At 66.9% G+C, this 22,828-nt stretch carries 21 protein-coding genes and 1 other RNA gene; 5 read left to right on the top strand and 17 right to left on the bottom strand.

Annotation, left to right across the window (positions count from 1 at the left end; genetic code table 11):
• Window positions 1-158: 158 nt before the first annotated feature.
• Window positions 159-641: an Lrp/AsnC family transcriptional regulator gene (locus ACCQ09_RS00845; RefSeq protein WP_011035414.1), complete on the bottom strand. Its 483-nt coding sequence runs from the start codon at window positions 639-641 to the stop codon at window positions 159-161.
• Window positions 642-768: 127 nt separating this feature from the next.
• Between ACCQ09_RS00845 and phhA the strand changes: the two genes are divergently transcribed.
• Together phhA and ACCQ09_RS00835 are read left to right on the top strand one after the other, a co-directional pair.
• Window positions 769-1,659, top strand: coding sequence for a phenylalanine 4-monooxygenase (phhA, locus tag ACCQ09_RS00840; RefSeq protein WP_012436977.1), 891 nt, complete (start codon window positions 769-771; stop codon window positions 1,657-1,659).
• A 411-nt stretch (window positions 1,660-2,070) separates the two neighbouring features.
• Window positions 2,071-2,715 (top strand): DMP19 family protein, encoded by a 645-nt coding sequence (locus tag ACCQ09_RS00835; RefSeq protein ID WP_115572172.1) that lies wholly within the window; start codon window positions 2,071-2,073, stop codon window positions 2,713-2,715.
• A gap of 273 nt (window positions 2,716-2,988) precedes the next feature.
• Here the strand turns inward: ACCQ09_RS00835 and ACCQ09_RS00830 are convergent, their stop codons facing one another.
• The 10 genes from ACCQ09_RS00830 to ACCQ09_RS00785 all read right to left on the bottom strand — a co-directional run bounded on the left by ACCQ09_RS00830 (window position 2,989) and on the right by ACCQ09_RS00785 (window position 14,369).
• Window positions 2,989-4,104, bottom strand: a complete 1,116-nt coding sequence (locus ACCQ09_RS00830; protein WP_228428277.1) for a GDSL-type esterase/lipase family protein — start codon at window positions 4,102-4,104, stop codon at window positions 2,989-2,991.
• A gap of 522 nt (window positions 4,105-4,626) precedes the next feature.
• Window positions 4,627-5,283, bottom strand: a complete 657-nt coding sequence (locus ACCQ09_RS00825; RefSeq protein WP_228428278.1) for an RpiB/LacA/LacB family sugar-phosphate isomerase — start codon at window positions 5,281-5,283, stop codon at window positions 4,627-4,629.
• A gap of 157 nt (window positions 5,284-5,440) precedes the next feature.
• The gene (gene kduD / locus ACCQ09_RS00820) at window positions 5,441-6,196 is read right to left on the bottom strand and encodes a 2-dehydro-3-deoxy-D-gluconate 5-dehydrogenase KduD (protein ID WP_011035409.1); all 756 of its coding nucleotides are present in this window, start codon (window positions 6,194-6,196) and stop codon (window positions 5,441-5,443) included.
• A 75-nt stretch (window positions 6,197-6,271) separates the two neighbouring features.
• Window positions 6,272-7,126: a 5-dehydro-4-deoxy-D-glucuronate isomerase gene (kduI, locus tag ACCQ09_RS00815; RefSeq protein ID WP_011035408.1), complete on the bottom strand. Its 855-nt coding sequence runs from the start codon at window positions 7,124-7,126 to the stop codon at window positions 6,272-6,274.
• A 693-nt stretch (window positions 7,127-7,819) separates the two neighbouring features.
• Complete coding sequence (locus tag ACCQ09_RS00810; protein WP_227972111.1) at window positions 7,820-8,878, bottom strand: LacI family DNA-binding transcriptional regulator; 1,059 nt, start codon at window positions 8,876-8,878, stop codon at window positions 7,820-7,822.
• Between the two features lie 140 nt (window positions 8,879-9,018).
• The gene (locus ACCQ09_RS00805) at window positions 9,019-10,599 is read right to left on the bottom strand and encodes a family 43 glycosylhydrolase (RefSeq protein ID WP_228428279.1); all 1,581 of its coding nucleotides are present in this window, start codon (window positions 10,597-10,599) and stop codon (window positions 9,019-9,021) included.
• A 98-nt stretch (window positions 10,600-10,697) separates the two neighbouring features.
• Complete coding sequence (locus tag ACCQ09_RS00800) at window positions 10,698-11,981, bottom strand: TRAP transporter large permease (RefSeq protein WP_005989684.1); 1,284 nt, start codon at window positions 11,979-11,981, stop codon at window positions 10,698-10,700.
• Window positions 11,981-12,502: a TRAP transporter small permease gene (locus ACCQ09_RS00795; RefSeq protein ID WP_161960236.1), complete on the bottom strand. Its 522-nt coding sequence runs from the start codon at window positions 12,500-12,502 to the stop codon at window positions 11,981-11,983. Before ACCQ09_RS00795 ends, ACCQ09_RS00800 begins: the two co-directional genes overlap by 1 nt.
• A 10-nt stretch (window positions 12,503-12,512) precedes the next feature.
• Complete coding sequence (locus ACCQ09_RS00790; RefSeq protein ID WP_011035404.1) at window positions 12,513-13,511, bottom strand: TRAP transporter substrate-binding protein; 999 nt, start codon at window positions 13,509-13,511, stop codon at window positions 12,513-12,515.
• 36 nt (window positions 13,512-13,547) lie between these two features.
• Entirely contained in the window at window positions 13,548-14,369 is an 822-nt protein-coding gene (locus ACCQ09_RS00785; protein WP_011035403.1) for a 2-keto-4-pentenoate hydratase, read from the bottom strand.
• 206 nt (window positions 14,370-14,575) lie between these two features.
• On the opposite strand from ACCQ09_RS00785, the gene ACCQ09_RS00780 reads away from it, so the two are divergent.
• Genes ACCQ09_RS00780 through ACCQ09_RS00770 form a run of 3 tightly spaced genes read left to right on the top strand, consistent with a single transcriptional unit; the run spans window position 14,576 to window position 18,166 of the window.
• Entirely contained in the window at window positions 14,576-15,565 is a 990-nt protein-coding gene (locus ACCQ09_RS00780; RefSeq protein ID WP_080639968.1) for an alpha/beta hydrolase, read from the top strand.
• Window positions 15,562-17,184: a carboxylesterase/lipase family protein gene (locus ACCQ09_RS00775; protein ID WP_040940330.1), complete on the top strand. Its 1,623-nt coding sequence runs from the start codon at window positions 15,562-15,564 to the stop codon at window positions 17,182-17,184. Before ACCQ09_RS00780 ends, ACCQ09_RS00775 begins: the two co-directional genes overlap by 4 nt.
• A gap of 22 nt (window positions 17,185-17,206) precedes the next feature.
• Complete coding sequence (locus ACCQ09_RS00770) at window positions 17,207-18,166, top strand: rhamnogalacturonan acetylesterase (RefSeq protein ID WP_197708518.1); 960 nt, start codon at window positions 17,207-17,209, stop codon at window positions 18,164-18,166.
• A 139-nt stretch (window positions 18,167-18,305) separates the two neighbouring features.
• On the opposite strand, the gene ACCQ09_RS00765 is transcribed toward ACCQ09_RS00770, so the two are convergent.
• From ACCQ09_RS00765 to ACCQ09_RS00740, 6 genes are all read right to left on the bottom strand, one after another.
• On the bottom strand, window positions 18,306-19,454 hold the full coding sequence (locus ACCQ09_RS00765; protein ID WP_040940329.1) for an aldo/keto reductase: 1,149 nt from the start codon (window positions 19,452-19,454) through the stop codon (window positions 18,306-18,308).
• Window positions 19,455-19,582: 128 nt separating this feature from the next.
• Complete coding sequence (locus ACCQ09_RS00760) at window positions 19,583-20,047, bottom strand: metallophosphoesterase family protein (protein WP_197708517.1); 465 nt, start codon at window positions 20,045-20,047, stop codon at window positions 19,583-19,585.
• A gap of 172 nt (window positions 20,048-20,219) precedes the next feature.
• On the bottom strand, window positions 20,220-21,755 hold the full coding sequence (locus ACCQ09_RS00755; protein WP_040940327.1) for a PepSY-associated TM helix domain-containing protein: 1,536 nt from the start codon (window positions 21,753-21,755) through the stop codon (window positions 20,220-20,222).
• Window positions 21,752-22,024, bottom strand: coding sequence for a hypothetical protein (locus ACCQ09_RS00750; RefSeq protein ID WP_040940326.1), 273 nt, complete (start codon window positions 22,022-22,024; stop codon window positions 21,752-21,754). The genes ACCQ09_RS00755 and ACCQ09_RS00750 overlap by 4 nt, the downstream gene beginning before the upstream one ends.
• Window positions 22,014-22,355, bottom strand: coding sequence for a hypothetical protein (locus ACCQ09_RS00745; RefSeq protein ID WP_162866399.1), 342 nt, complete (start codon window positions 22,353-22,355; stop codon window positions 22,014-22,016). Before ACCQ09_RS00745 ends, ACCQ09_RS00750 begins: the two co-directional genes overlap by 11 nt.
• A gap of 325 nt (window positions 22,356-22,680) precedes the next feature.
• Window positions 22,681-22,755: non-coding RNA, sX9 sRNA (locus ACCQ09_RS00740), on the bottom strand.
• Window positions 22,756-22,828 lie beyond the last annotated feature (73 nt).

Raw genomic sequence — 22,828 nt, 5'->3', positions numbered from 1 at the left:
GCGGTTCGACGGGGGACACAGCTAGACGCTGCCAGTGTTATGCAAATGTAAATCGTTATCGTTTATTGGGCAAGCGCACGGAACCGGGTGCGGCGCTGTGCCGCGCTCGCCGGCGCGAGACGCCCCTGGCAACCCCGGCGGTCTAAGCCACCACGCGCTTACGCCAGATGCGAGAGCGGCAAGCCCTCCGGGGCCTTCACCGTGCGCAGCACGAAGCTGGAATTCACATCCGACACGCCGGTGGCGTTGAGCAGGCGGTCCAGCAAAAACCGCGAGAAATGCTCCAGGTCGCGCACCTGCACCTGCAGCAGGTAATCCATGTCGCCGGTGAGCGCCCAGCAGGCCACCACCTCGTCCCAGCCGCGCACGCCGGCGGCGAAGTGCTCGATGTCCGGCTGGCCATGCTGTTCCAGCTGCACCCGCACGAAGGCCTGCAGGCCCAGGCCCAGCGCGCGCGCATCCAGGCGCGCGCCATAGCCGGCGATGATGCCGGCCGCTTCCAGCCGCTGGGTGCGCCGCAGGCAGGCAGAGGCCGAGAGATTGACCTGCGCAGCCAGCTCGGCGTTGCTGCTGCGCCCTTGCGTCTGCAGCAGCGCGAGCAGGCGCAGATCGGTGCGGTCCAGGGCGATTGGCTGATCCATATGTTGCGCAGCAGCAAGCGATGACGCACGAATCTTGCGTCTAACGGCTGTCAATGCGCAACATTCGCAATCCCGTTGCGTGGCCATTTGGCTAAGGTGAAGCCATCCGTTTCGGGAAACACACCGCATGAACACTGCGCCGCGCCGCGTCGAGAACCAGCTCACCGACAAGGGCTATGTGCCGGTCTACACCACCGCGGTGGTGGAGCAGCCGTGGGATGGCTACAGCGCCGACGACCATGCCACCTGGGGCACCTTGTACCGGCGGCAGCGCACGCTGCTGGTCGGGCGGGCCTGCGATGAGTTCCTGCAGGCGCAGGACGCGATGGGCATGGACGACACCCAAATTCCGCGCTTCGACGCGCTCAACGCGGTGCTGCAGGCAACTACCGGCTGGACGCTGGTCGGTGTGGAAGGGTTGCTGCCGGAGCTGGATTTCTTCGACCACCTGGCCAACCGGCGCTTCCCGGTGACCTGGTGGATCCGCCGCCCGGACCAGATCGACTACATCGCCGAACCGGACCTGTTCCATGATCTGTTCGGGCACGTGCCGCTGCTGATGAATCCGCTGTTTGCCGACTTCATGCAGGCCTATGGGCGCGGTGGCGTCAAGGCGCACGGAATTGGCCCGGACGCGTTGCAAAATCTCACCCGGCTGTACTGGTACACGGTGGAATTCGGCCTGATTGCCACGCCGCAGGGGTTGCGCATCTACGGTGCGGGCATCGTCTCGTCCAAGGGCGAATCGCTGCATTCGCTGGAATCGGCGGCGCCGAACCGGGTGGGCTTCGATCTGCAGCGGGTGATGCGCACGCGCTACCGCATCGACAGTTTCCAGAAGACCTACTTCGTCATCGACAGCTTTGCGCAGTTGATGGACGCCACCGCCCCGGACTTCACCCCGCTCTACGCCGCGCTGGCGCAACAGCCGCAGGTGCCGGCCGGCGAAGTGCTGGCAAGCGACCAGGTCCTGCAGCGCGGCAGCGGCGAAGGCTGGAGCCGCGACGGCGACGTGTGAAGGGCTGGCTGGCGCTGGCGTGTTCGGCGTGGCGTGGTGGCGTTTGCGCTGATTCGCAGCCGGTGATGATGGCGCGCTAGCGCCTGCACTCTGGCGCGAGAAGCGCGTACCTGAGGCGAGCTAGACGCACGGCATGCGTCGCCGGTGCATCGCATCGCTGCAAGTGCTGCCGGCTGTGAGAAGTGCTTCGGTGTCAATATGGGTCGGCACGTGCACCAATGTTGCTGCTTTCCCCTGTGCCACGCGGCCACTCCAGATTCCCTGCACGGTTTGAGCGGTGGCGGATCGCCGGCTAACCACAGCGTTGTTCAAGCAGGTCGAAACACCGCAAGCGCGCTCGACCTCGGCGCACCGACTCGACAGCACCGCCGGCCCGCACTAAGGTCGGGATTCCCCACACCGTTGCTGCCCATGGACCTGACGCACCTCCGCATCCGGCGCTTGGAGCTGGACGATACGCGCCTGCTGTTTACGCTGGACAACGGCATGCGCATCGACGAGCCGATCCAGGCGCAGCGGCTGCTGGCCAAGGCCACGCCAGCGCAGCGCGCGCAGTGGCAACTCACCGACGACAGCCATGGCGTGAACTGGCCGGCCGTGGCGCCGCCCAGTGCGCAGGGGCTGCTCAACATGCCGATGCTGTTGTGGCACCGACGCACCGCACGCGCACAGGCGCGGCTGGTGGCGGTGCGCGGCCGCTTCGATGCGCTGACGCCGGGCGAACGCGAGCTGGTGGCATTGGCCCGCCTGGACGCGGACATGAGCGACAGCGGCTACGCGCGCTACTTCGACCACTGGGATGCGCTGACCCGCAGTTGCGCGCTGCAGGCGCTCACCGCGATGGGTGCAAGCCAGGTGCGCCAGGCGATCGATGGCCTGGGCGCGGTGTTCGAGCGGCTGGAAGAAGACCCGGACCTGCTCAGCATCGAAGACATTCTCGATGCGATGAGCGAGACCGACCGTCAGCGCGTGGATGGCTGGGAAGAGGTGTATTACCGCCAGTCCAGTGCGCTGGCGCGACTGGGGCTGATCCACTACGGGGTGGACAAGGCCTGAGGCAGTTGCGGTGACGATTGAACAGCGTCGCAGGCCACTTCGATGTGGCAGTCCTGCGGCCGCACTGCAGCGCCTGCGCTTGATGACCTCGGCTGCGCGACATGCAACGCCACAACGCGGTAACGCCACAACGTGCAACGCGGTAACGCGGTAACGCGGTAACGCGGTAATAACGTTAAACGCGCTGCGTGCTCGGCGAACGGCGTATTCTTTTCAGCATCGCGTCATCGAGCCGTGCACCGCACTGCACCGAGCCTCAGCACCGCAGGTGCCTCAGGATTTGGCAGCCAGATACGTCAGCAGGATCACCAGATCCTCCTCGCCCACTTGCTGCAGTGCATGCGTGCTGCCGGGGCGGGTGAGCAGTGCATCGCCGGCGCCCACTTCGTACTGTTTTCCATCCAGCGCGTACAGGCCGCGACCGCTGACGACGTAGTAGATCTCGTCCTTGTCGTGCAGATGCAGGCCGATGCCGGCGCCCTTGTGCAGCACGCGCTTGCGCAACACGAACTTCAGCTCCGGCGCGTCGGCAAAGAACGGATAGGCGGTGGTGGGGCCGGCGCCGCCGTGTGGGCCGGGTTGGCTGCGCGGCAGATCGCGCTCATGCACCACCAGCGAGGGATGCGCCTGCGCCGCGCGGCGCGCAGCGGTGTCCGGCGCCGCGCCGCAATCGGCATCGCGGCGGAGCTGGGGTTTCAGCGCCGGCTGCAGTTGCACCCAGCCGTGCACGACCAGGCACGCAATGGCGGTGGCGCCGGCCTGGCTGAAGTGGGTGCCATCGGTCTTGGCTTGTTCGGGCACGAACAGGAAATACGGTTTGGCCGCCTGTTCGCCGAGCGCGCGGATCCAGTCGCTGGAGCTGGCGTTGAGATCGATCAGGCCCACCTGCTCCTGCGCGGCCAGTTGCTGCATGGCCAGGGTGTAGCGGCCGTGGGTGTCGAGCAGCGCGCCGAAGTCGTAGAGCAAGCGTGCGGCCGGGGTGATCAGGATCGGCGTGGCGCCTTTGTCGCGCGCGGTGGCAATAAAGCGGCGCAGGAACTGCTGGTAGTCGCCTTGCGGATCGTTGTAACGCGTGGCGTCTTCGCGCTTGGCGTCGTTGTGGCCGAACTGGATCAGCAGTACGTCGCCGGCACGGATGTCCTTGGCGATGGCATCCAGCCGCCCTTCGGCGATAAAACTACGTGTGCTGCGCCCGCCCTTGGCGTGGTTGTGGACCTGCCACTGCGCCGGGTCGAACCAGCCTTGCAGCATCTGGCCCCAGCCAGCTTGCGGTGCGCGATCCGGGCCGTACTCGGCGGCGGTGGAATCACCGGCAATGAAAATGCGATGGGGCGCGGCGTGGGCAACCTGCGCACAGAGCAGCAGCATGGCGATGAGCAGTCGACGCATGAGGGGCTCCGTGGTGGGTTCTGTATTTGATGTTGTTGCTGCTGTTGCTTTTTGGATCTGGTTTTGCCGCTCTCTGCAGTGCGGTAATGACGCATGCATGCACGCTTGATGCGTACTTCGATTTGGCAATTAACCGTCCTTCGCGCGTCGGCTAGATCACTAACGAACGCCGTGATGCTCCGCGGGGTCAGCGACACCACCGGCGCTGGTTGTTGATCGAGTGGATCCGATCCCTGCGCTTGCCTGCCGGTTGGCTGTCTTGCGCCGTACACGCGCCCCGGACCCGCACGTGCGGCGTGCTCACTCCAAAGCACGCGCGCTTGTGAGCGCCTGCATCGGAGTCATTCAACGCAGGACATTCACTGACTGCCGCATCCTGCGCGTGTCACCACCGGATGCAGGTGATGCATCCGGTGGTGAAGGATCGCGCTGCCTGAAGCGTCAGCGACGTTTCACGCACTCGCCTTGCTGACGCCTGCCTGCTCCCGCGACAGGAACACAGGCATGCGCATGCAACTGCACTCAGGCAGCAGCGGCGTCGCTCTTGCCGAGCAGGCCGGCGACGAAGCTGCGGATCTCCGCGTCCTGGGCGTTGTCGAAGAAGCACTGCTGGAAGCGCGCACCGCCGATCGCCTGCTTGATCAGCTCCGGGTCGATCGCGCGCAGGCCGTCCAGGTAGGACTTGGCGGTGGCCTGCTTGACCTGGGTCAGGATGCCGGCGTTGGCGGCCTGCGATTCGCGACGCTCGGCCGGGTAGCCCAGGCCACGCTCGCCGCTGAAGGCTTTTTCGAAGATGTAGCGCACGTTGATTTCCGCGCCCCAGCCGTAGCCCTTGGCGAACGCCAGCGACAGCGCATTGCCATTGTTGACCTGCGCGAACAGGTAGGCGTCGGTCGGCTCGATGCAGTAGCCGCAGAACACGCCCGGGTGGGCGTTGAGCGACATCATCGCGCCCTGGCCGGTGCCGCAGCCGGCGACCACGAAGTCCACGGCCTTGGCGTTGAGCAGCAGGCTGGCGACGATGCCCAGGTGGATGTAGGTCAGGCGGTGGTCGTTGTCGCCGTCCATGCCGACGTTGAACACGTCATGGCCCTGCTCGCTGGCGACGTCGTTGAGCTGCTGCAGGATCACCGGGTTCTTGGCGGCCTGGCTAAACTCATTCATGAGTGCAATTTTCATGGGAATGCTCCGATTTCGTTGGGGAAGTTGGTTGGAATGTGTTGATGCGTGCTTGCGTGGCGGACGTCATGCGTGTCGGGTTTGTGCGCGTGCATACCGACCCTCATCCGCCCTCGGGCACCTTCTCCCGGTGGGAGAAGGAAACGACGCATTTTTCTCAGCGCGCCAGCCAGCCGCCGTCGACCGGGATGATCGCGCCGTTGACGTAGTCCGAGGCGCTGCTGGCCAGGAACACCGCCGCGCCGCCGAGGTCGGCCGGCACACCCCAGCGCGCGGCCGGGATGCGGTCCAGGATGGACTTGTTGCGGTCCTGGTCGGCACGCAGCTGCGCGGTGTTGTCGGTGGCCATGTAGCCCGGGGCGATGGCGTTGGCGGTCACGCCCTTGCTGCCCCACTCGTTGGCCAGCAGGCGGGTGATGCCGGCGATGCCGGACTTGCTGGCGGTGTAGGACGGCACGCGGATGCCGCCCTGGAACGACAGCATCGAGGCGATGTTGATGATCTTGCCGCTGCCCTGCGTGATGAAGTGGCGGCCGGCGGCCTGCGACATGAAGAACGCCGATTTCAGGTTGACGTTCATCACGTCGTCCCAATCCTGCTCGCTGAAATCCACCGCGTCGGTGCGGCGGATCAGGCCGGCATTGTTGACCAGGATGTCCAGACGGCCCAGGCCGGCGAGGGTTTCATCGAGGATGCGCTGCACCGGCTCGATGCTGATCAGATTGGCTTCGATGGCGACGAAGCGGCGGCCCATCGCCTTGACCTTTTCTTCGGTCTCGGTCGGTGCCTGGATGCCGGCGGCGGCGATGTCGGCGCCCGCCTCTGCCAGTGCCAGCGCGATGCCCTGGCCCAGGCCAGTGTTGGCACCGGTGACCAGTGCGACCTTGCCTTCGAGACTGAACGGATTGCTCATTACCTTATCGCTCCAGATGCGGCATGCCGCGTTCGATGATGGAACCGCCGCACCCGTTGGCGCGGCGGCGGGGCATTACTTGAGCTGGCAGATATCCAGCACGTGCATGTCGGTGTAATCGAGGTTTTCGCCACCCATCGCCCAGATGAAGGCGTAGTTGCTGGTGCCGGCGCCCATGTGGATCGACCACGGCGGCGAGACCACCGCTTCGTTGTTCTGCATCACGATGTGTCGCTGCGCGTCGGGCTCGCCCATGAAGTGATACACGCGGTCGTTGGCGCCCAGATCGAAGTAGAAATACACCTCGCTGCGGCGGTCGTGCAGATGCGGCGGCATGGTGTTCCAGACGCTGCCCGGCTTGAGCACGGTCAGGCCCAGCAGCAGCTGCGAGGACTGGCAGGTGGCCGGCACGATGTACTGGTAGATGGTGCGCTCGTTGCTGGTTTCCAGCGCGCCGCGCTCCAGTGCCACCGCGTCCTTGATCGACAGCTGCTTGGTCTCGAAGCGCGCATGCGCCGGGGTCGAGGCCAGATAGAACTGCGCCGGGTTGGCGGCATCGGCAGACGCAAAGCTCACCTCGGTGCTGCCCATCGCCACGTACAGGCCGTCCTTGGGCCCAAGCGTGTAGGCGGTGCCGTCCACGGTGACGGTGCCGGTGCCGGCGCCGACATTGATGACGCCCAGCTCGCGCCGCTCCAGGAACGGGTGGCCGGCCGCCGAGGCGGGCTCGGTCTGCTTGGGCAGTTCCAGCGTCTTGCCGACCGGGGCGGCGCCACCGAGCACGAAGCGCTCGTAGTGGGTGTATTTGAGGGTCACCGCATCGGCGACGAACAGGCCGTCGAGCAGGTAGAGCTCGCGCAGGGTGTCGTTGCTGGCGCCCTTGAGGGCGTCCGGATGGGTGGCGTAATGGGTCTTGCAATAGAGGGACATGCGCATCTCCGGTGGCAAGCGAGGGGGAATGAAAGCCCGCACCACGCCATTCTACCGGCTCTGGTAAACCGGTGTCATTGCGCAGTGCACGAAAGCGGAGCGTGGGTGGGGGCTGCTGGCTGCCTGCTTCCTTCTCCCCTCGGGAGAAGGTGGCGCGTAGCGCCGGATGAGGGTGCAAGGCGGCGCGCTATGTCGGGGGCACGGCTTGGTTTGGTCAGGGGAGGCTTCTGCGCCTCCTACCTGAGCTCATGGCTGAGCTTTCTCAGATGGCGGTCTGCCACCGTACCCTCACCCCAACCCCCGCTCCGCACCCCGGCCCGCGCTTGCGCCGCGGGCGCTCCAAGGCACGCGCGCCCATGGCGCGTAAGCCGTGCCTTCTCGCCCCGAAGGGAGAGGGGCTCACTACCTTCTCCCCTCGGGAGAAGGTGGCGCGTAGCGCCGGATGAGGGTGCGAGGCGGCGCGCGGTGTTGGGGCACGGCTGGCTTGGTCGGGAGGCTTATGCGCCTCCTACCTAAGCTCATGGCTGAGCTTTCGCAGATGGCGGTCTGCCGCCGTACCCTCACCCCAACCCCTCTCCCGGAGGGAGAGGGGCTTTGATTTCTTCTCCCCTCCGGGAGAAGGTGGCGCGTAGCGCCGAGTGAATCGCCAGCGCTTTGCTTTGCTTGGCGTCCCTCCCCAGGCTTTGACCTCCCTCAATCTTCCGGCGGTTGGCAGGAGTCGCGCACGATCAGGTGCGGGCGCACGCTGGCGGTGGGTAGCTGCGGGGCGTTGTCGGGCTGGATCAGCATGGCGGCGGCGGTGCGGCCGGTGTCGCGGGTGTGGCGGCGCACCGAAGTCAGCGGCGGCCACAGGCGCGAGGCCAGCGAGCTGTCGTCATAGCCGATCACCGACAGCTGGCGCGGGATGTTGATGCCGGCGCGCAGGGCCACCTTGTAGATACCGGCAGCCATTTCGTCGTTACCGGTGAAGATGGCGGTGGGGCGCTTTTTGCCCAGCAGCAGCTTTTCGGCGGCGGCCACGCCCGATTCGAAGGTGTAGCCGGCCTCCACGATGCGCTCGGGCGGCAGTTCGATGCCACGCCGGGTCAAGGCGTCGGCAAAGCCGGCGGTGCGCTCGATCGAGGAGCGGTAGGCGCTGGGGCCGGTGACCAGGGCGATGTCGCGGTGGCCGAGCGAGAGCAGGTAGTCCGCCGCCTCGGCCGCGCCGTCGCGGTCGTGGGTGATCACCGTCTGCGAGGTGGTGTCCAGCGCGATCGAGGCGATGCGGGTGTAGCGGCAGCCGATCTCGGCCAGCATGTCGGCCAGCGCCTGGTCCTCGGAGGCACGCGGCACCAGGATCACCCCGTGCAGCTTCTGCGCCTGGGCAAACCGGCGCACACCTTCGATATAGCCCGGGCTGCGGCTGTCGCAGGGGTGCACCACCAGCTCGAAACTGGAGCCGCGCAGGGCGTCCAGCGCGCCGTACTGCATGTCCACGATGTACTGCGCGGTGGGGTTGTCGTAGACCATGCCGATCAGGAATGAGCGCCGGAACGCCAGCCCGCGGGCGAGCGGGTCGGGCGCGTAGCCCACCTCGCGCATCAGCGCCTCGACCTTCTCGCGGGTGTCCTGCCGCACCAGCGGCGAGTTGTTGATGATCCGCGAGACGGTCTTCTTGGACACGCCCGACATCCGCGCGATGTCGTTGATCGTTGCTACCTTGCCCTTCGGCAGGCCGGGCATTCCCTCGTCGGGATTCTTGCGGGCGGGCATAGCGGTCAACCGTTCGAGTTGATTGGATTCTACCGGCCAGCGGGCCAGCAGGCCCTAGCGGAGCCTGCCGATGTCCCGTTTCGCACGCTGTGGCGGGCCGCGGCCAGTGGCGCCGCGGCATGCCTGGCGATGCAGAACGGTCAGTCCAGGGCGCGGTAGCGGAAGTTGCGGAACTCCACCTGGCCCTGCCCGGCGGCGTACAACGCCGGTTTCAGTGCCAGGAACTTGCCGGCCACGTTGTGGTGGTAGCCGGACACTTCCATCTGTACCGGGTACTTGGTCCAGGTGGTGCCGTCGGTACTGGTGTGGATGGTGACGATGTGGCGGTTGTTGGTGACGCGCAGCCACAGCGCGCCGCCCTTGCTGCTGGGCGCCAGCTTGGCCGGGCGTTCTTCGCCGTAGCGGTGCATGACGAAGTTTTCGCCATTGCTGCCCACCCCGGCGTAGAGCTTGTCGCTGTAGAACAGCAGCGCCCCGCCCTGCCCGCCCGGTGCCACGGTCATCTGCACCTCGAACTGGTAGGCCTGGTCGGTGGCGATCACCGTCAGCGGCGAGGCATCGCGCGGCGCGCTGCCCTTGCCCTGCAGGCGCAGCACGCCATCGCCCACCTGCAGGCGCTTGGCCTCGTCGGCGGCCGGGTTGAAGAACGACCACTGCGGGCCCAGCGTTGCGGCGCGGAAGTCGTCCGACAATGCCAGGCCGTGCGGCAGGGCCTGGCCGCTGGGCTTCTTCAACGGGGTGCCCAGGTCGCCGCCCTTGGCCACGAACCAGCCATCGGGCGTCCACTCGATGGGGTCGAGCAAGGCCTGCCGGCCCAGCGTCCAGAAGCCGTGCTCGTAGCCGTGGTAGAGCATCCACCAGCGCTGATCGGTGCCTTCCACCAGGGTGGCGTGGCCACGCGACCACCACGGCTCGTCGGCGCTCTTGGTGCGGGTGATCGGGTTGTTGGGTGCGTTCTGCCAGGGGCCGTGGATCGAGCGCGAGCGCGCGGTGATCACCATGTGCCCGGTCGGCGGGCCGGCGGTGCCGCCCACCGCGGTGGTCATGTAGTACCAGCCGTTGTGGCGGGTGATCTTGGGGCCCTCCTGGGCATAGCCTTCCACGTCCCAGCTTTCCGGATATTTCCAGCCGTCGTAGACGTGCTTGGGCGTGCCGACCACCTTCAGGCCGTCGTCGGACAGCTGCACATAGTCGCCGCCGCTTAGGAACAGGTAGCGCTTGCCGTCTTCGCCCACGGCGTGGCCGGGGTCGATGTACTTGCCCAGGCCGATGTCGATCGGCTTGCTCCACGGGCCCTTGATGTCATCGGCCCACACCACGAAGTTGCTGCGCTCGCCCTGGTCGCCACGCCGCGCCGGGAAATAGATGTAGTAGCGCTTGCCGTGCTTGATCAGGTCCGGTGCCCAGATCGCGCCGACGTTCTGGGTGATGGCATGGCCCAGCGGCTGCCAGTTGACCAGATCGCGCGAATGCCAGATCGGCAGGCCCGGGTAGGCGTCGAACGAAGACAGCGTGAGGTAGTAGTCCTGGCCGTCCTTGAGCACCGACGGGTCGGGATGGTCGCCGGCCAAGACCGGGTTGAAGAAGGTGCCATTGCCTTGGTCGGCGATGCGCTGGTGCTCGATGCCGCGCTTCCAGTCGGCGGCGGTGGCCAGGCTGGCGCACAGCAGCAGCCCGGTGGTCAGCCAACGCAGGGCCAGGGGGGTGGTTCGAAACTGCATGCTCTCTCCTTGTCCCCGGTGTGCGGGGCGATGCAGCGGCCCGCACCTGGAGCGCCGGCCGCTGGATGAAGGCGGGAGACTCCCGCCGGCACTGGCGCTTACGCGCGCAGTGCCCTGGGCAACCAGAGCGACAGCTCCGGGAAGAACGCCACGATCAGCAGCACGCACAACGCCGCCAGCCAGAACGGCCAGATGGTGCGCATGCTTTGGGCCACGGTGATTTCGCCGATCGAGGTACCAATGAACAACACCGAGCCGATCGGCGGAGTGATCAAACCGATACCGCCGGCCAGCACCATCACCAGACCGAAGTGGATCGGGTCGATGCCGTAGGCCTTGACCACCGGCAGGAAGATCGGCGTGCAGATCAGGATCTTCGGCGCCAGGTCCATGAACATGCCCAGCAGCAGCAGCATCACCACGATCATCAGCAGCACGGTGTTCTTGCTGTCGGCAATGGCCTGCAGGAACTTCACCGCCGCCGCCGGCACCTGCAGGTACGCAAGCAACCAGCCGAATACTGCAGCCGTGGCGATCACGAACAGGATCACGCCGGTGGTGCGCGCGGCATGCGTCACCGCGGCGAAGAACTCGGCCCAGCGCAGCTGGCGATACAGCAATGCGGTGACGATCAACGCATACACCACGGCGATGGCCGCACTCTCCACCGCGGTGAAGATGCCGGCGCGGATACCGATGAAGATCAACGCCACCAGGCCCAGGCCCGGCAGTGCGCCGAACAGGCGCAAGGCCACCGCACGCCAGCCCGGGAACGGCTCGGTGCCGTAGCCGCGATGGCGCGCCACCGCATAGCCGGTGACCATCATGGCGGCGGTCATCAGCAACGCAGGCACGATGCCGGCCGCGAACAGATCGGCGATCGACAAGCCACCGCCGGCCGCGGCCGAGAACAGGATTAGGTTGTGCGAAGGCGGCACCAGCAACGCCACCAGCGCGGCGGTCATGCTCACGTTCACCGCGTAATCGCGGTCGTAGCCGCGCTTGATCATCTGCGGAATCATCGTGCCGCCAACCGCCGAGACATCGGCAATCGCCGAGCCCGACACGCCGCCGAAGAACAGCGACGACAGCACGCTGACCTGGCCCAGGCCACCGCGCACACGCCCCACCAGCGATGACGCCAGCGCGATCAGGCGTTCGGAAATGCCACCACGCAGCATCAGCTCGCCGGCAAAGATAAACAACGGAATCGCAATCAACGACGCCGAGCCGCTACCGGCGGAAATCTGCTGCACCAGCACCACCGTGGGCAGGTCCAGATACAGCAGCGTGGCCAGTGCCGCCGCGCCCAGTGCGTAGGCCACCGGCACGCCGATCAGCAGCAGCACCACAAAGGTTCCCAACAACATGGCGATGCCCATCAGCGCACTCCTCCGGTGTGGATCGGGCGCAGCACACGCCACAACTTGTACAAGGCAAACACCACCATCAGCGCGCCGCCAATGGACAGCGGCAGGTAGTTGATGCTCTGCGGCATCTGCGCGCCGGCCATCTTGATGTCCAGCCCGTCAAGCAACAGGACCGCACTCCACCAGGCCAGCACCGCGCCGATGGCGATGATCATCACCGGGCGAATCACGTCGAACACGCGGCGCACCAGCGGCGGCATGTGTTCGCCCAGCAGATAGAAGCCGAAATGGCGGTTGGTATGCACGCCGGCGGCGGCGGCCAGGCTCAGCGCGGTGCTGAGCAACAGCAGCGTTACCGGCTCGGTCCAGCTGGGCGAGTCGTTGAGCACGTAGCGGGTGAACACCTGCCAGCCCTGCACGACCACCAGGCCAAGCAGCGCAATGGCTGCCACGCCGATGGCGAAGTTGGAAACGCGGTCCAGCGCGCGCTGCAATGGCGCGACGGGCACGTTGACGGATGCGGGTTCGGTCATCGGGTCACCTCTATGCAAAATCGCGGATGCGGCGGTACAGCGCTTCGATCTCCGGCTGCCGCCGGTACTCGGCCAGCAGCGGCGCGGCGGCGGCGCGGAACGCAGGCATGTCGACCTGATTGAGCTTGACGCCGTAATCGATCACCTGCTGCCGCGCGGTGGCCTCGGAGGCATCCCACAACGTGCGCATCACCGGTACCGACGCACGCGCCAGTTCCACCACCAGGCCGCGGTCGGCCGGGCTCAGCGATTCGAAGCTCTTGCGCGACATCACCAGGATATCCGGCGCATACGAATGCTCGCTCTGCGACCAGTAGCGCGCCGCTTCGAAATGGCGGCTGGACTGGAAGCTGCGCATGTTGTTTTCCGCACCGTCGATCATGTGCGTTTCCATCGCCGAGAACGTCTCGCCCAGCGACATCGGCGTGGGGTTGGCGCCCAGCATGCGCATCAGCTTGAGGAAGATGTCCGAAGAGGCCACGCGCAGTTTCAGGCCCTTGAGATCTTCCGGACGGTGCAGCGGATGCTTGGTGTTGTAGAAGCAGCGCGCGCCGGAATCGTAGATGGCCAGGCCGACCAGATCGCGCTGCTCGAAGCTGCGCAACACGCTGTCGCCGACATGGCCGTCGATGGCGCGGCGCAGATGCGGCACCGAGTCGAACACGTATGGCAAGCACAGTGCCTGGGTCAGCGGAAAGGTGTTGTTCAACGCACCGGAGTAGACGCGGGTGATGTCGATGGCACCGAAGCGCGCCATGTCGATCGCCTCGGACTCGCGGCCCAGCTGGCCGGAGTGGTACTGGCGCAGCTTCAGCCGGCCATTGGTGCGTGCTTCGAGCTGCTTGCCGAACCAGCGCACCGCTTCCACGGTGGGGTAGTCGCCCACGTGCACGTCGGTGGCGGTGAGCAGCTGCCCGCCGGGAATCGGTGTGGTGGCACCGGCGCCCAGCCAGGGACTGGCGGCGGCGGCGCCGAGCCCGGCACCGAGGAAATGTCTGCGAGTGATCATTGGCGCCCTCCCAAGCGTCTGGTCACTGCATCCGCGTTATTTGGCGGACACAGCCGTACAGGAAATGTCGCCGAAGCCGGCAAAGCGAATCAGGGCGCGCTGTCCCACTTCGATATCATGGATACCGGTGGCATTGCCCGTGGCGATGAGATCACCGCGCTTGAGCGGGCGCCCGCGCTGAGCCGAACGGCTGAGCGCAAAAGCGTAGGCCGCACGCAACCCGCCGGGCAGCGTGGTGGCGCCGCCCGTGCCTACCACCTGGTCGTCGATCAGGGTCTGCGCGGTCAGTGAGGCCTCGTCACGGCCCAGCCAGTCGGTGATTTCCGGCCCCAGGATCAGCCCGTTGTTATTGCCGAAATCCGAGACCACCACGCGCGGGCCCAGCTTGTTGATGGTGGCCAGCGGGCTGCTGGCGATCTCCACGCCAATGAACAATGTGGCCGGCACCTGGGCGGCCTGCTCCGGGGTGAAGTGGGTCTGCTCTGCCGGGGCATCGGCGTCGAGCATCAGCACGTACTCCGCTTCCACCGCGCCAAAGCCGCCTTCGTAGATCGGGAACTCGGTTGTACCACCGGTGGCATTCCACAGCTTGTTGGCGAAGATCGGCCCCAGCAGGCGCTCGTCGCCGGAGTGGTCGCGGCGCTCGGCGGCGATGTAGCCCACCTTCCAGCCGACCACCTGGTCGTCCCACTGGCTGATGGCGATGTCCTGCACCTGGTAGGCAGTCACCAGATCGTCGGGGATTTCCCCTGGAAAGTCGGGCAGCGACGCGCCTGCGCGGCGGGCCTCCACGAAGCGCTGGGCAATCTTGGACAGCGTGGACGTGGACGAAGGCGGGGTGGCGGCGTCGTTGCTCAAGGGTGTCTCCCTGATGGATGTTTTGTTGCACTGCCAATCGACAGCGGCACGGTGTGCTGTATATGGTAAACCGGTGTCATTGGCAATGTGCAGTGCGGCAAACATGTGCGCCGCAGCGAAGCAAACCCTGGGAGGGGTCGATGCAATACACCGATCGCAGGCACGCCCGGCGTGCCGTTTCCGTTGTCGTACAAGGCTGCCGGGGCATGCTTCTCAGCCTGGCCTTGCTCAGCGCTGGCGCCGCCGCCGCCGAACCCGACGAGCGCCCCAGTGCGGACACCGCCGCCGAGCAGGCCAGCCGTATTCCGTTGTGGCCGGCCGGAATGGCACCGGGGGACACCGCGCTGCCGCAACCGCAGCGCATCGTGGAGCGCAGCAGCGATGCGGCCGTGCCGGACCGCTATATCCAGTCGATCAGCGCGCCGTACATGGTGGTGTACCGCCCTGCCCGGCCCAACGGCACCGCGCTGCTGGTCACGCCCGGCGGCGGCTATCAGCGCATCGTGCTGGACAACGAAGGCACCTCGCTGGTGCCGGGGTTTGTTGACCAGGCAGGCATCACCCTGTTCGTGCTGCGTTACCGCCTGCCCGGCGATGGCCACCCCAACGGCGCCGACGTACCGCTGGCCGACGCGCAGCGCGCGCTCCGGCTGATCCGCGCCAATGCCACGCGCTATGGCATCGATGCGCAGCGTGTGGGCGTGATGGGCTTCTCCGCCGGCGGGCATGTGGCCGCCAGCCTGGGCACCCGCTATGCCGCGCAGGTGTATCCGGCGGTGGACCGCGCCGACACGCTGAGCGCACGCCCAGATTTCCAGCTCTTGATCTACCCGGTGATCGACATGGACGCCGCCAACGCGCACATGGGCTCGCGCGAGCGCCTGCTCGGCAATGCCCCCAGCGAGGCCAAGGTGCGCGCGTATTCGCCGCAATGGCACGTGGATGCACGCACGCCGCCCACCTTCCTGCTGCATGCCCAGGACGACACCGTTGTTTCGGTACGCAACAGTCTGCTCCTGCACGATGCGCTGCTGCGCGCCGGCGTGCCGAGCGAGCTGCATGTGTTCCCGCAGGGCGGCCATGGCTTCGGCACCCGCGGCACCACCGGGCTGACCCTGGCTGCATGGCCGCAACTGGCCCAGGCCTGGATCCAGCAGGTCAGCGCACCCGCCGCGCCGCAGGATGCGCCGCGGTGACGCGCGCCAACCGCGTTGATCCGCGCCGCCGCCTGCTGGTGTGTGGCGGCCTGCTGGCCGGCGCTGCCGCCGCAGTGCCCAGCCTGAGCGCCGCCGCCGCACCGGCACCGCCGCGCGACACCAGCACACCGGTGGCACGCGTGCGCAGCGGCCAGGTGCGCGGTGTCCGTAGCCAGGGCATCTGCGTGTTCAAGGGAATTCCCTATGGGGGCGACACCGGGCCACGGCGCTTTCAGGCGCCGGTGCTGGAAACGCCATGGGACGGCATCCGCGATGCCAGTGCGTACAGTGCGGCCGCGCCGCAGCCAAAGGCCAGCGAACCCACCAGCGAAGACTGCCTGTTCCTCAACGTGTGGACGCCGGCGCTGCGCGATGGTGGCAAGCGGCCGATCCTGGTCTACATCCACGGCGGCGGCTATACCACCGGCTCCGGCAGCGACCCGCTGTACGACGGCACCCGTCTGTGCACGCGCGGCGATGTGGTGGTGATCACCGTCAATCACCGCCTCAATGTGTTTGGGTACCTGTACCTGGCGCAGCTCGGCGATGCGACGTTTGCCGACTCCGGCAATGCCGGCCAGCTCGACCTCATCCAGGCCTTGCAGTGGGTGCGCGCGCATGCAGCGGAATTTGGCGGCGATGCGGGCAATGTCACTGTGTTCGGCCAGTCCGGCGGCGGTGCCAAGATCGCCACGCTGATGGCGATGCCGGCCGCGCGCGGGCTGTTCCACCGCGCCTGGACCATGAGCGGCCAGCAGGTCACCGCCGCCGGCCCGCGTGCGGCCACCCAGCGCGCGCAGCTGTTGCTGGATGCGCTGAAACTGTCACCCGACACGCTGGCGCGCATTCGCACCCTGCCGGCGGCACAGCTGCTGGCCGCCGCGCAGGTGCGCGACCCCTCGCGGGTGGAAAACAGCGCGCTGTATCTGGGTCCGGTGCTGGACGCACGCGCGTTGCCGGTGCATCCGTTCTGGCCCACCGCACCGGTGCAGTCGGCGCGCATCCCGATGGTGATCGGCAACACCCGCGATGAAACGCGTGCGTTCCTGGGCAACGATGCAGGCAACTTCGCGCTGACCTGGGACACGTTGCCGGCCAAGCTGGAAGCCCAGCAATACGTGGACCTGCTGCCGCAGGTGGTGATTGCGCACTACCGCCGGTTGTATCCGCATTACACGCCGTCGCAAGTGTTTTTCGCGGCCACCACGGCGGGGCGCTCCTGGCGCGGCGCCATCGAAGAAGCCGAGGCACGTGCACGCCAGGGCGCACCGACCTGGGCGTATCAACTCGACTGGGGCTCGCCACTGGACGGCGGCAAGTTCGGCGCCTTCCACACGCTGGATATTCCGCTGGTCTTCGACACCATTGCCCAGCCGGGATCGCGTACCGGCGATAGCCCTGCCGCGCAGCAGATGGCCGACCAGATGAGCACGGCCTTGCTCGCGTTCGCGCGTCACGGCGACCCCAATCATCGCAGCCTGCCGCGCTGGAAACAGTACTCGCTGGAGCGCCGCGAGACGCTGCTGTTCGATGTGCCCAGCCAGCTGGCGAACGACCCGCGCGGCGGCGAGCGGCAGCTGTATCAACAAGCCCCCTTCATTCAACGCGGCACGTTCTGACCGCCCTGCTCTACGGTGATCCATGCGTATGTTTTCTTTCGCGGTGTTGACGCTATTGGCCATGTGCACGGCGTTGTCGGCGCAGGCGGCCGCTGCAGCAGTGGTGCAGGATCCCACCGTGCCCGTGCCCGCGACATCCACCACACCGTTGGCCGCCAGCAAGATCGTGTTGGTTGGCGATTCGACCACCGCCGTGCAAGGCGGCTGGGGACCGAGTTTCTGCGCCCAGCATGTCACCTCGTTTCTGAGCTGCCTCAACCTGGCACGCGGTGGCCGCAGTACATCCAACTACCGCGCCGAAGGTTCGTGGGAGATCGCGCTGAAGGAACTGCGCAGCGGCGGCTATCGACAGGTGGTGGTGCTGATCCAGTTCGGCCATAACGACCAGCCCGGCAAACCGGGGCGCTCGACCGATCTGGCCACCGAATTCCCGGCCAACCTGCGTCGCTACGTCAACGAAGCGCGTGCGGCCGGGGCGCTGCCGGTGCTGGTGACGCCGCTGACGCGGCGGCAGTTCGAACGCGGCCAGTTGATCGACGACCTGGCGCCGTGGGCAGCGGCCACGCGTGCGGTGGCACGCGAGCTGCAGGTGCCACTCATCGACCTGCACGCGCGCAGCCGGGCGCTGGTGCAAGGCATGGGCCCGGTGCTGGCGATGCGGCTGGCGCAGCGCCCGGCAGAGCCGGCGCAGCTCATTGCCGCGCAATCGGGCACCACCATCGGCAAGATACCGGCGCAGACGGTTGCGCCCTCTTCGGCGCCTGCGTCAGTGGCGAAGACCACCACCACCGCTGCCACGGCGCAGGACAATGCCAGCGCAGAACCGATGGGCCAGGCCAAGCTCGCGTTCGACTACACGCATCTCGGCGCCGATGGTGCGGACCTGTTTGCGGCGATCGTCGCCGATGAGTTGGCGCAGCACGTGCCTGCGTTGGTGCTGCTGTCGTGCAACAGCTCACTGCATAGGCACGCGCTGTCATGACTGCGGGCACCGCCTGCTGTTCGATTGCTGCTTGCAGTGCTGCGACGACCTCGTCAGCACTGCAATGGAGACAGCGCGCTACATCCCACAGCACGCGACTAACTTCTCCAAAGCACCTCGCAGCAGCAGCGCAGTCAGATCACCCAGCCACCGGCACCGGTGCATCCGCTTCGATCACCTGCGCGCGCTTGAGGTCTTCCCAGAGCGCGGCAGGAATCGCCACCCGCATCGAGGCCGCGTTGGCCTGCGCCTGTTCGGCCGTGCGTGCGCCGGGAATCACCGCCGACACCACCTCCGGTGCGGCAGCAAATTGCAGCGATACCGTACGCAGATCCACGCCGTGTTTGTCGCAGATCGCCAGGGCCTTCCGGCGTTTGGCCGGCGCCCACTCCGGCACCGTGCCCTCGTACAGATAGCGGTCGCGCCCGGCCAGATAACCGGCCAGCAGCGGCGCGCCCACCACCACCGACGCGCCGTGCCTGGCGATCTTCGGGAAGGTGTCGTGCAAGGCCTGCGCGTGGTCGAGCAACGAATACTGGCAGGCCAGCAAGAAGATATCCGGGTCGGCTTCTTCGATCGCACGCAAGGCCGGTTCCGGGCGATTGACGCCAAAGCCCCAGGCCTTGATCAGGCCCTCCTTGCGCATCTTGGTCAGCTCCGGCATCGCGCCCTTGGCGGCCTCGGCAAAGCGCTGTTCCCAGGGCATGCCGAGGTCTTTTTCGTTCTCCGGCGAGAGATCGTGGATGTACACGATGTCGATCTGCGACACCCCCAGCCGTTGCAGGCTGTCTTCGATCGAGCGGCGCACGCCGGCGGCGCTGTAGTCGTAGCGGTAATCGAACGGCGACGGCTGCTGCCACATGGTCTTCGGTGGCTTGTCGGTCGCGGTCAGCAAGCGCCCCACCTTGGTCGAGAGCACGTAGCTATCGGCGGCATGGTTATGCAGATGATGGCCGGTACGGCGTTCGGACAGGCCCAGCCCGTACCACGGCGAAGTATCGAAATGGCGCACGCCCGAGGCCCACACCGCAGCCAGGGTCGCTTCGCTTTGCGCATCGCTGGTGGGCGCAAACCCATTGCCGATCGCCACGCCGCCAAAGCCCAGCCGCGTGGTCGGCCGATAACGTGCCCCCTTGGCTGGAGCGCTAGTTTGCACGGCAGAGGCCGCCGTGCGGCCGCGCGTGGGCATCACGCTCCCGGGTGCGGATGACTGTGCCAGCAATGGCGATGCGGCCAGCGCCGTGGTGCCGGCCGCGGCAGCAGACAGGAATTGGCGACGTGTATTCATGCTGTTGTCCTCGCAACGAATCAGCGCACGAGGATGGGCGCGCCGGTGTGCAGGCCAGGTCATCGTTGCCGTGATTGTGCGCGTGTGCGGCCACGCGCGTGGTGCACGTCACACACGCGGCAACTGCGTCAGCGCGCGTCCAGCACGCATAGCTCCGCACGCGGTGCGCCATCGCCCAGCCACAACGTGCCCACGCTGATGGGCAGGCTGAAGCGGCGGCGCCCGGCACTGCCGGGATTGACGTACAGCACGCCAGCGCGCGTGTGCACCAGCGGCTTGTGCGAATGCCCGCTGACAATGACATCGGCCTGCACATCAGGCGCCAGCGTTTTCAGATCGTGCAGCATGTGGATACGCACGCCGGCGATGACCAGATCGCGCGTGGGTGGCAACGTGGCCGCCCAGGGCGCGATATCGATATTGCCGGCAATCGCATGCAGCGGCGCCAGCGCGGCCAGTGCCTGCAGAATCTCTGGCGCGCCCACATCGCCGGCATGCAGGATCGCACTGCATCCCTGCAGTGCGGCCACCGCTTCGGGCCGCAACAGACCGTGCGTGTCGGAAATCAAACCAATGCGTTGGGCAGCGGGCATCGTGATAAGGCAAGCGTTGCAAACAATGCCGCACAGCATGCGCCCTGCGGCGTCCAGCAGGTGTCAGTGTGCAACGCGATGACTGTTGCCGTTGACTGCTGCGACCCCAGCCAACGGCACTGCAGCCGTTGGCGAAGTCGCAAAGGCCGCACGCTGCACGACGCCACGGCCATCACCATGCCCACACACTGTTCGGGTCGCCCTGCGCGCCACGCCGCTTGCTGGCGCGCGCCAGTTGCCAGTAACTCCACGCCATGACCAGGGCGACCACGTCCACGGTCAACACCAGGGTGTCGTGCCAGGGCAGCACCAGGCCCGCTGCGGAAACACAGCTGGCCAGCGGAATTGCAGCGGTCAACGCCGCGCAGGCAAGCAGCACTTCGTACGCGCCGCGTGCGGTGGGGCGCAGCGCCGCCCACAGCACGCAAGCGGCGAACACCGCGTAATAGACCACGCGCTCCTGACCCGGCGGCAGCACCCGTGCGGCACTGAACAACGCCGAGATCCCGGCCACGCTGCCCAGACAGACGCCGACGGTGAGCCGTGCCATGGCATGGGTGCGACGCGGCTGCGCAAGCTGACGGCGCTTGCGACGTGTCTCGATCCACAGCAGGTTGCCGCTGTAGAACAGGAAGGCGCCGCCCAGGCCGAGCAGGAAATACAGCCACTGCAGCGGCGCATGCCCGAAGTTGCCGAAGTGCAGCCCCTGCAGGCCACGCAAGGCGGCGGTGCCGGCCCGCATCGTGCGCGGGGAGAGCACGCGCAGCACCTTGCCGGTGGCGCCTTCCAAGGCCACACCGCCCAATGTATTGAGCTGGCGCTGATCGTGATGGCCATAGACTTCCACGCGCGCATTGGCATCGCCTGCGTCGTGGTAGCTCACGCTTTCCGGCACGAAGCCGGGGCTGGCGGCGCGCGCCTTCTCCAGCAAGGTCGCCATCGGCAACACCGGCGCTGCGCGGTTAGCCGGTGCCACATGCGGGGTGAGTTCGAAGTCCGGCTCCAGGATCTGCAACAACTTGCCGTCGAAGACCAGAAACTGGAACGGCGCCAGCAGCAGCACCCCCAGGCACAACACCGCACCGGACCAGGCGAAGATCACATGGAACGGCAACGACAGCATGCCCACCACGTTGTGCGCGTCCTGCCACAGCCGCTTGAGGTTGGCACCGATGCGCAGCGCGAACAGGTCCTTGAAGAACACCGGCGCGTACAGCACCACGCCACTGACCAGGGCCAGCCCGTACAGCACGCTCACCACGCCGAACAGATACGTGCCGAAGGTGCGTGGCAAGCCGGCAGTGAAATGCAGGTCGTAGAGAAAATCGATAAAGCCCACGCGCTGCGGCAGTTCCAGCAGCGCGCCGCTGCTGCTGAGCTGATACTGGCGCATGCCGCCGCTGGCATCGGCCTGCGCGCCGTACCAGTACACCCGTGCCAGCGGCCCATGCTCGCCGGGCAGCAGCACCAGGAACGACTCGGCCACCTGCGGGTGTGCGGCAACCACGGTGTCCAACAAGGTTTGCGCGGCGGCCACCGGGTCCGCCGGTGCAGCCTGCGTGGCAGGCGGCGTGGTCTGCCAGGTGCTCAATGCGTGCGTGAACACGGTGATGGCGCCAGCATAGAACGCGATGAACAAGGACATGCCCGCCAGCAGGCCCATCCAGCTGTGCACGGACAGAAACGCGCGCAAGGTTGCAGCCTTCATGCAGTCACCTCCCCCCAGCCCAGCGCCTTGAGCGCTGCCAGCGCGAGATAGCACAGCACGGTCGCCCCGCCCAGCCACAGCCAGGCGCGCGCAGCGCTGCGAAACACGAACGGCAAGGCCATGGCGCCAATCCACACCGGGAACATCAACAACAGCCAAGCCAGCGTATAGCTACGCTGCGGGCCGGGCAGCACCACCGCGCACAGGCCAACCACGCCCACCGCCAGCGGCAAACCGAGCAGCACCGCCGCCACCCATCTACTCCACATGGCGCACCTGCCGGCGTTGCGTGCGTGCCTGTTGCCAGGCATCCAGAAATGGCAGGGCCACCGCGGCCAGCATCGCTGCCGTCAGTGCCGAGAAGACGCCGGCCCAGGTACCTAAGGCGGCGATGGCGCAGATAACCGCCAGCACCAGCAACACGCTGGCGCCTGCACGCAGCACGCGGGCGCGCGGGCGGCCGCGCAGCCACAGGCGCTGATGCGCGGTGGCGCGATAAAAACCGCACGCGGCAGCGCCCGCGCACAACAGGTAAAGGCACGTCATCAGGCTATGCATGTGCGCGGCCTTGCAGTCCACCGCAGACGCGGCTACGCACATGCGCCGCAGTGCCATGCCGTGCAGCCGAAGTCTCGACACCGCGCTGGCGCCGTTGCATGCCAGCGCGCGGGATCGGCAACGCCCGCACCAGTGCGCCGTTCTGCCTACACAGACGCGCACGCGCTGGCCAATCGGCTCCACGCGGCCGCACACACCAAGTTCGACCCACCCTTTGTAAAACGCGCACGCACAGCTCTCCCGCGAAGACGGTCGACAAGAGGCATGGCGGCGGCTGTGCCCGGCAGCCCTCCCCGGGCTGCCTATTCAACGATGACCAGCGCGACTGCCTCCAACGGAGGCGTGGCCGGTGTCACCCACTAAGCGCGGCTGACAAAACGTAGCGAGCAGTCGTCAGGTGGGTGCGGACGGCGCGGAGGAACCGGAGTGTACGTGGGTACATGCCGATTCCGAGCACCGGCCGCGCCCGCCTGGCGGCTGCGCAGTCGTGTTGATAGCTGCTCTAAGGCGCGCAA

This window comes from Xanthomonas sp. NCPPB 2586 (assembly GCF_041475775.2).
Taxonomy (GTDB): Bacteria; Pseudomonadota; Gammaproteobacteria; order Xanthomonadales; family Xanthomonadaceae; genus Xanthomonas; species Xanthomonas campestris.
Note: the sequence above shows the minus strand (reverse complement) of the source record. Positions and strands in the feature narration are given on the sequence as shown.

Coding starts and splice junctions, on each gene's coding strand:
- ACCQ09_RS00825 (WP_228428278.1), bottom strand. CDS start 5,283: ATGAAAATTGCACTCATGAATGAGTTTAGCCAGGCCGCCAAGAACCCG.
- ACCQ09_RS00770 (WP_197708518.1), top strand. CDS start 17,207: ATGCGTATGTTTTCTTTCGCGGTGTTGACGCTATTGGCCATGTGCACG.
- kduI (WP_011035408.1), bottom strand. CDS start 7,126: ATGTCCCTCTATTGCAAGACCCATTACGCCACCCATCCGGACGCCCTC.
- ACCQ09_RS00795 (WP_161960236.1), bottom strand. CDS start 12,502: ATGACCGAACCCGCATCCGTCAACGTGCCCGTCGCGCCATTGCAGCGC.
- ACCQ09_RS00835 (WP_115572172.1), top strand. CDS start 2,071: ATGGACCTGACGCACCTCCGCATCCGGCGCTTGGAGCTGGACGATACG.
- ACCQ09_RS00745 (WP_162866399.1), bottom strand. CDS start 22,355: ATGTGCGTAGCCGCGTCTGCGGTGGACTGCAAGGCCGCGCACATGCAT.
- ACCQ09_RS00845 (WP_011035414.1), bottom strand. CDS start 641: ATGGATCAGCCAATCGCCCTGGACCGCACCGATCTGCGCCTGCTCGCG.
- ACCQ09_RS00750 (WP_040940326.1), bottom strand. CDS start 22,024: ATGTGGAGTAGATGGGTGGCGGCGGTGCTGCTCGGTTTGCCGCTGGCG.
- ACCQ09_RS00830 (WP_228428277.1), bottom strand. CDS start 4,104: ATGCGTCGACTGCTCATCGCCATGCTGCTGCTCTGTGCGCAGGTTGCC.
- ACCQ09_RS00765 (WP_040940329.1), bottom strand. CDS start 19,454: ATGAATACACGTCGCCAATTCCTGTCTGCTGCCGCGGCCGGCACCACG.
- ACCQ09_RS00780 (WP_080639968.1), top strand. CDS start 14,576: ATGCTTCTCAGCCTGGCCTTGCTCAGCGCTGGCGCCGCCGCCGCCGAA.
- ACCQ09_RS00800 (WP_005989684.1), bottom strand. CDS start 11,981: ATGGGCATCGCCATGTTGTTGGGAACCTTTGTGGTGCTGCTGCTGATC.
- ACCQ09_RS00755 (WP_040940327.1), bottom strand. CDS start 21,755: ATGAAGGCTGCAACCTTGCGCGCGTTTCTGTCCGTGCACAGCTGGATG.
- ACCQ09_RS00805 (WP_228428279.1), bottom strand. CDS start 10,599: ATGCAGTTTCGAACCACCCCCCTGGCCCTGCGTTGGCTGACCACCGGG.
- ACCQ09_RS00760 (WP_197708517.1), bottom strand. CDS start 20,047: ATGCCCGCTGCCCAACGCATTGGTTTGATTTCCGACACGCACGGTCTG.
- kduD (WP_011035409.1), bottom strand. CDS start 6,196: ATGAGCAATCCGTTCAGTCTCGAAGGCAAGGTCGCACTGGTCACCGGT.
- ACCQ09_RS00790 (WP_011035404.1), bottom strand. CDS start 13,511: ATGATCACTCGCAGACATTTCCTCGGTGCCGGGCTCGGCGCCGCCGCC.
- ACCQ09_RS00810 (WP_227972111.1), bottom strand. CDS start 8,878: ATGCCCGCCCGCAAGAATCCCGACGAGGGAATGCCCGGCCTGCCGAAG.
- phhA (WP_012436977.1), top strand. CDS start 769: ATGAACACTGCGCCGCGCCGCGTCGAGAACCAGCTCACCGACAAGGGC.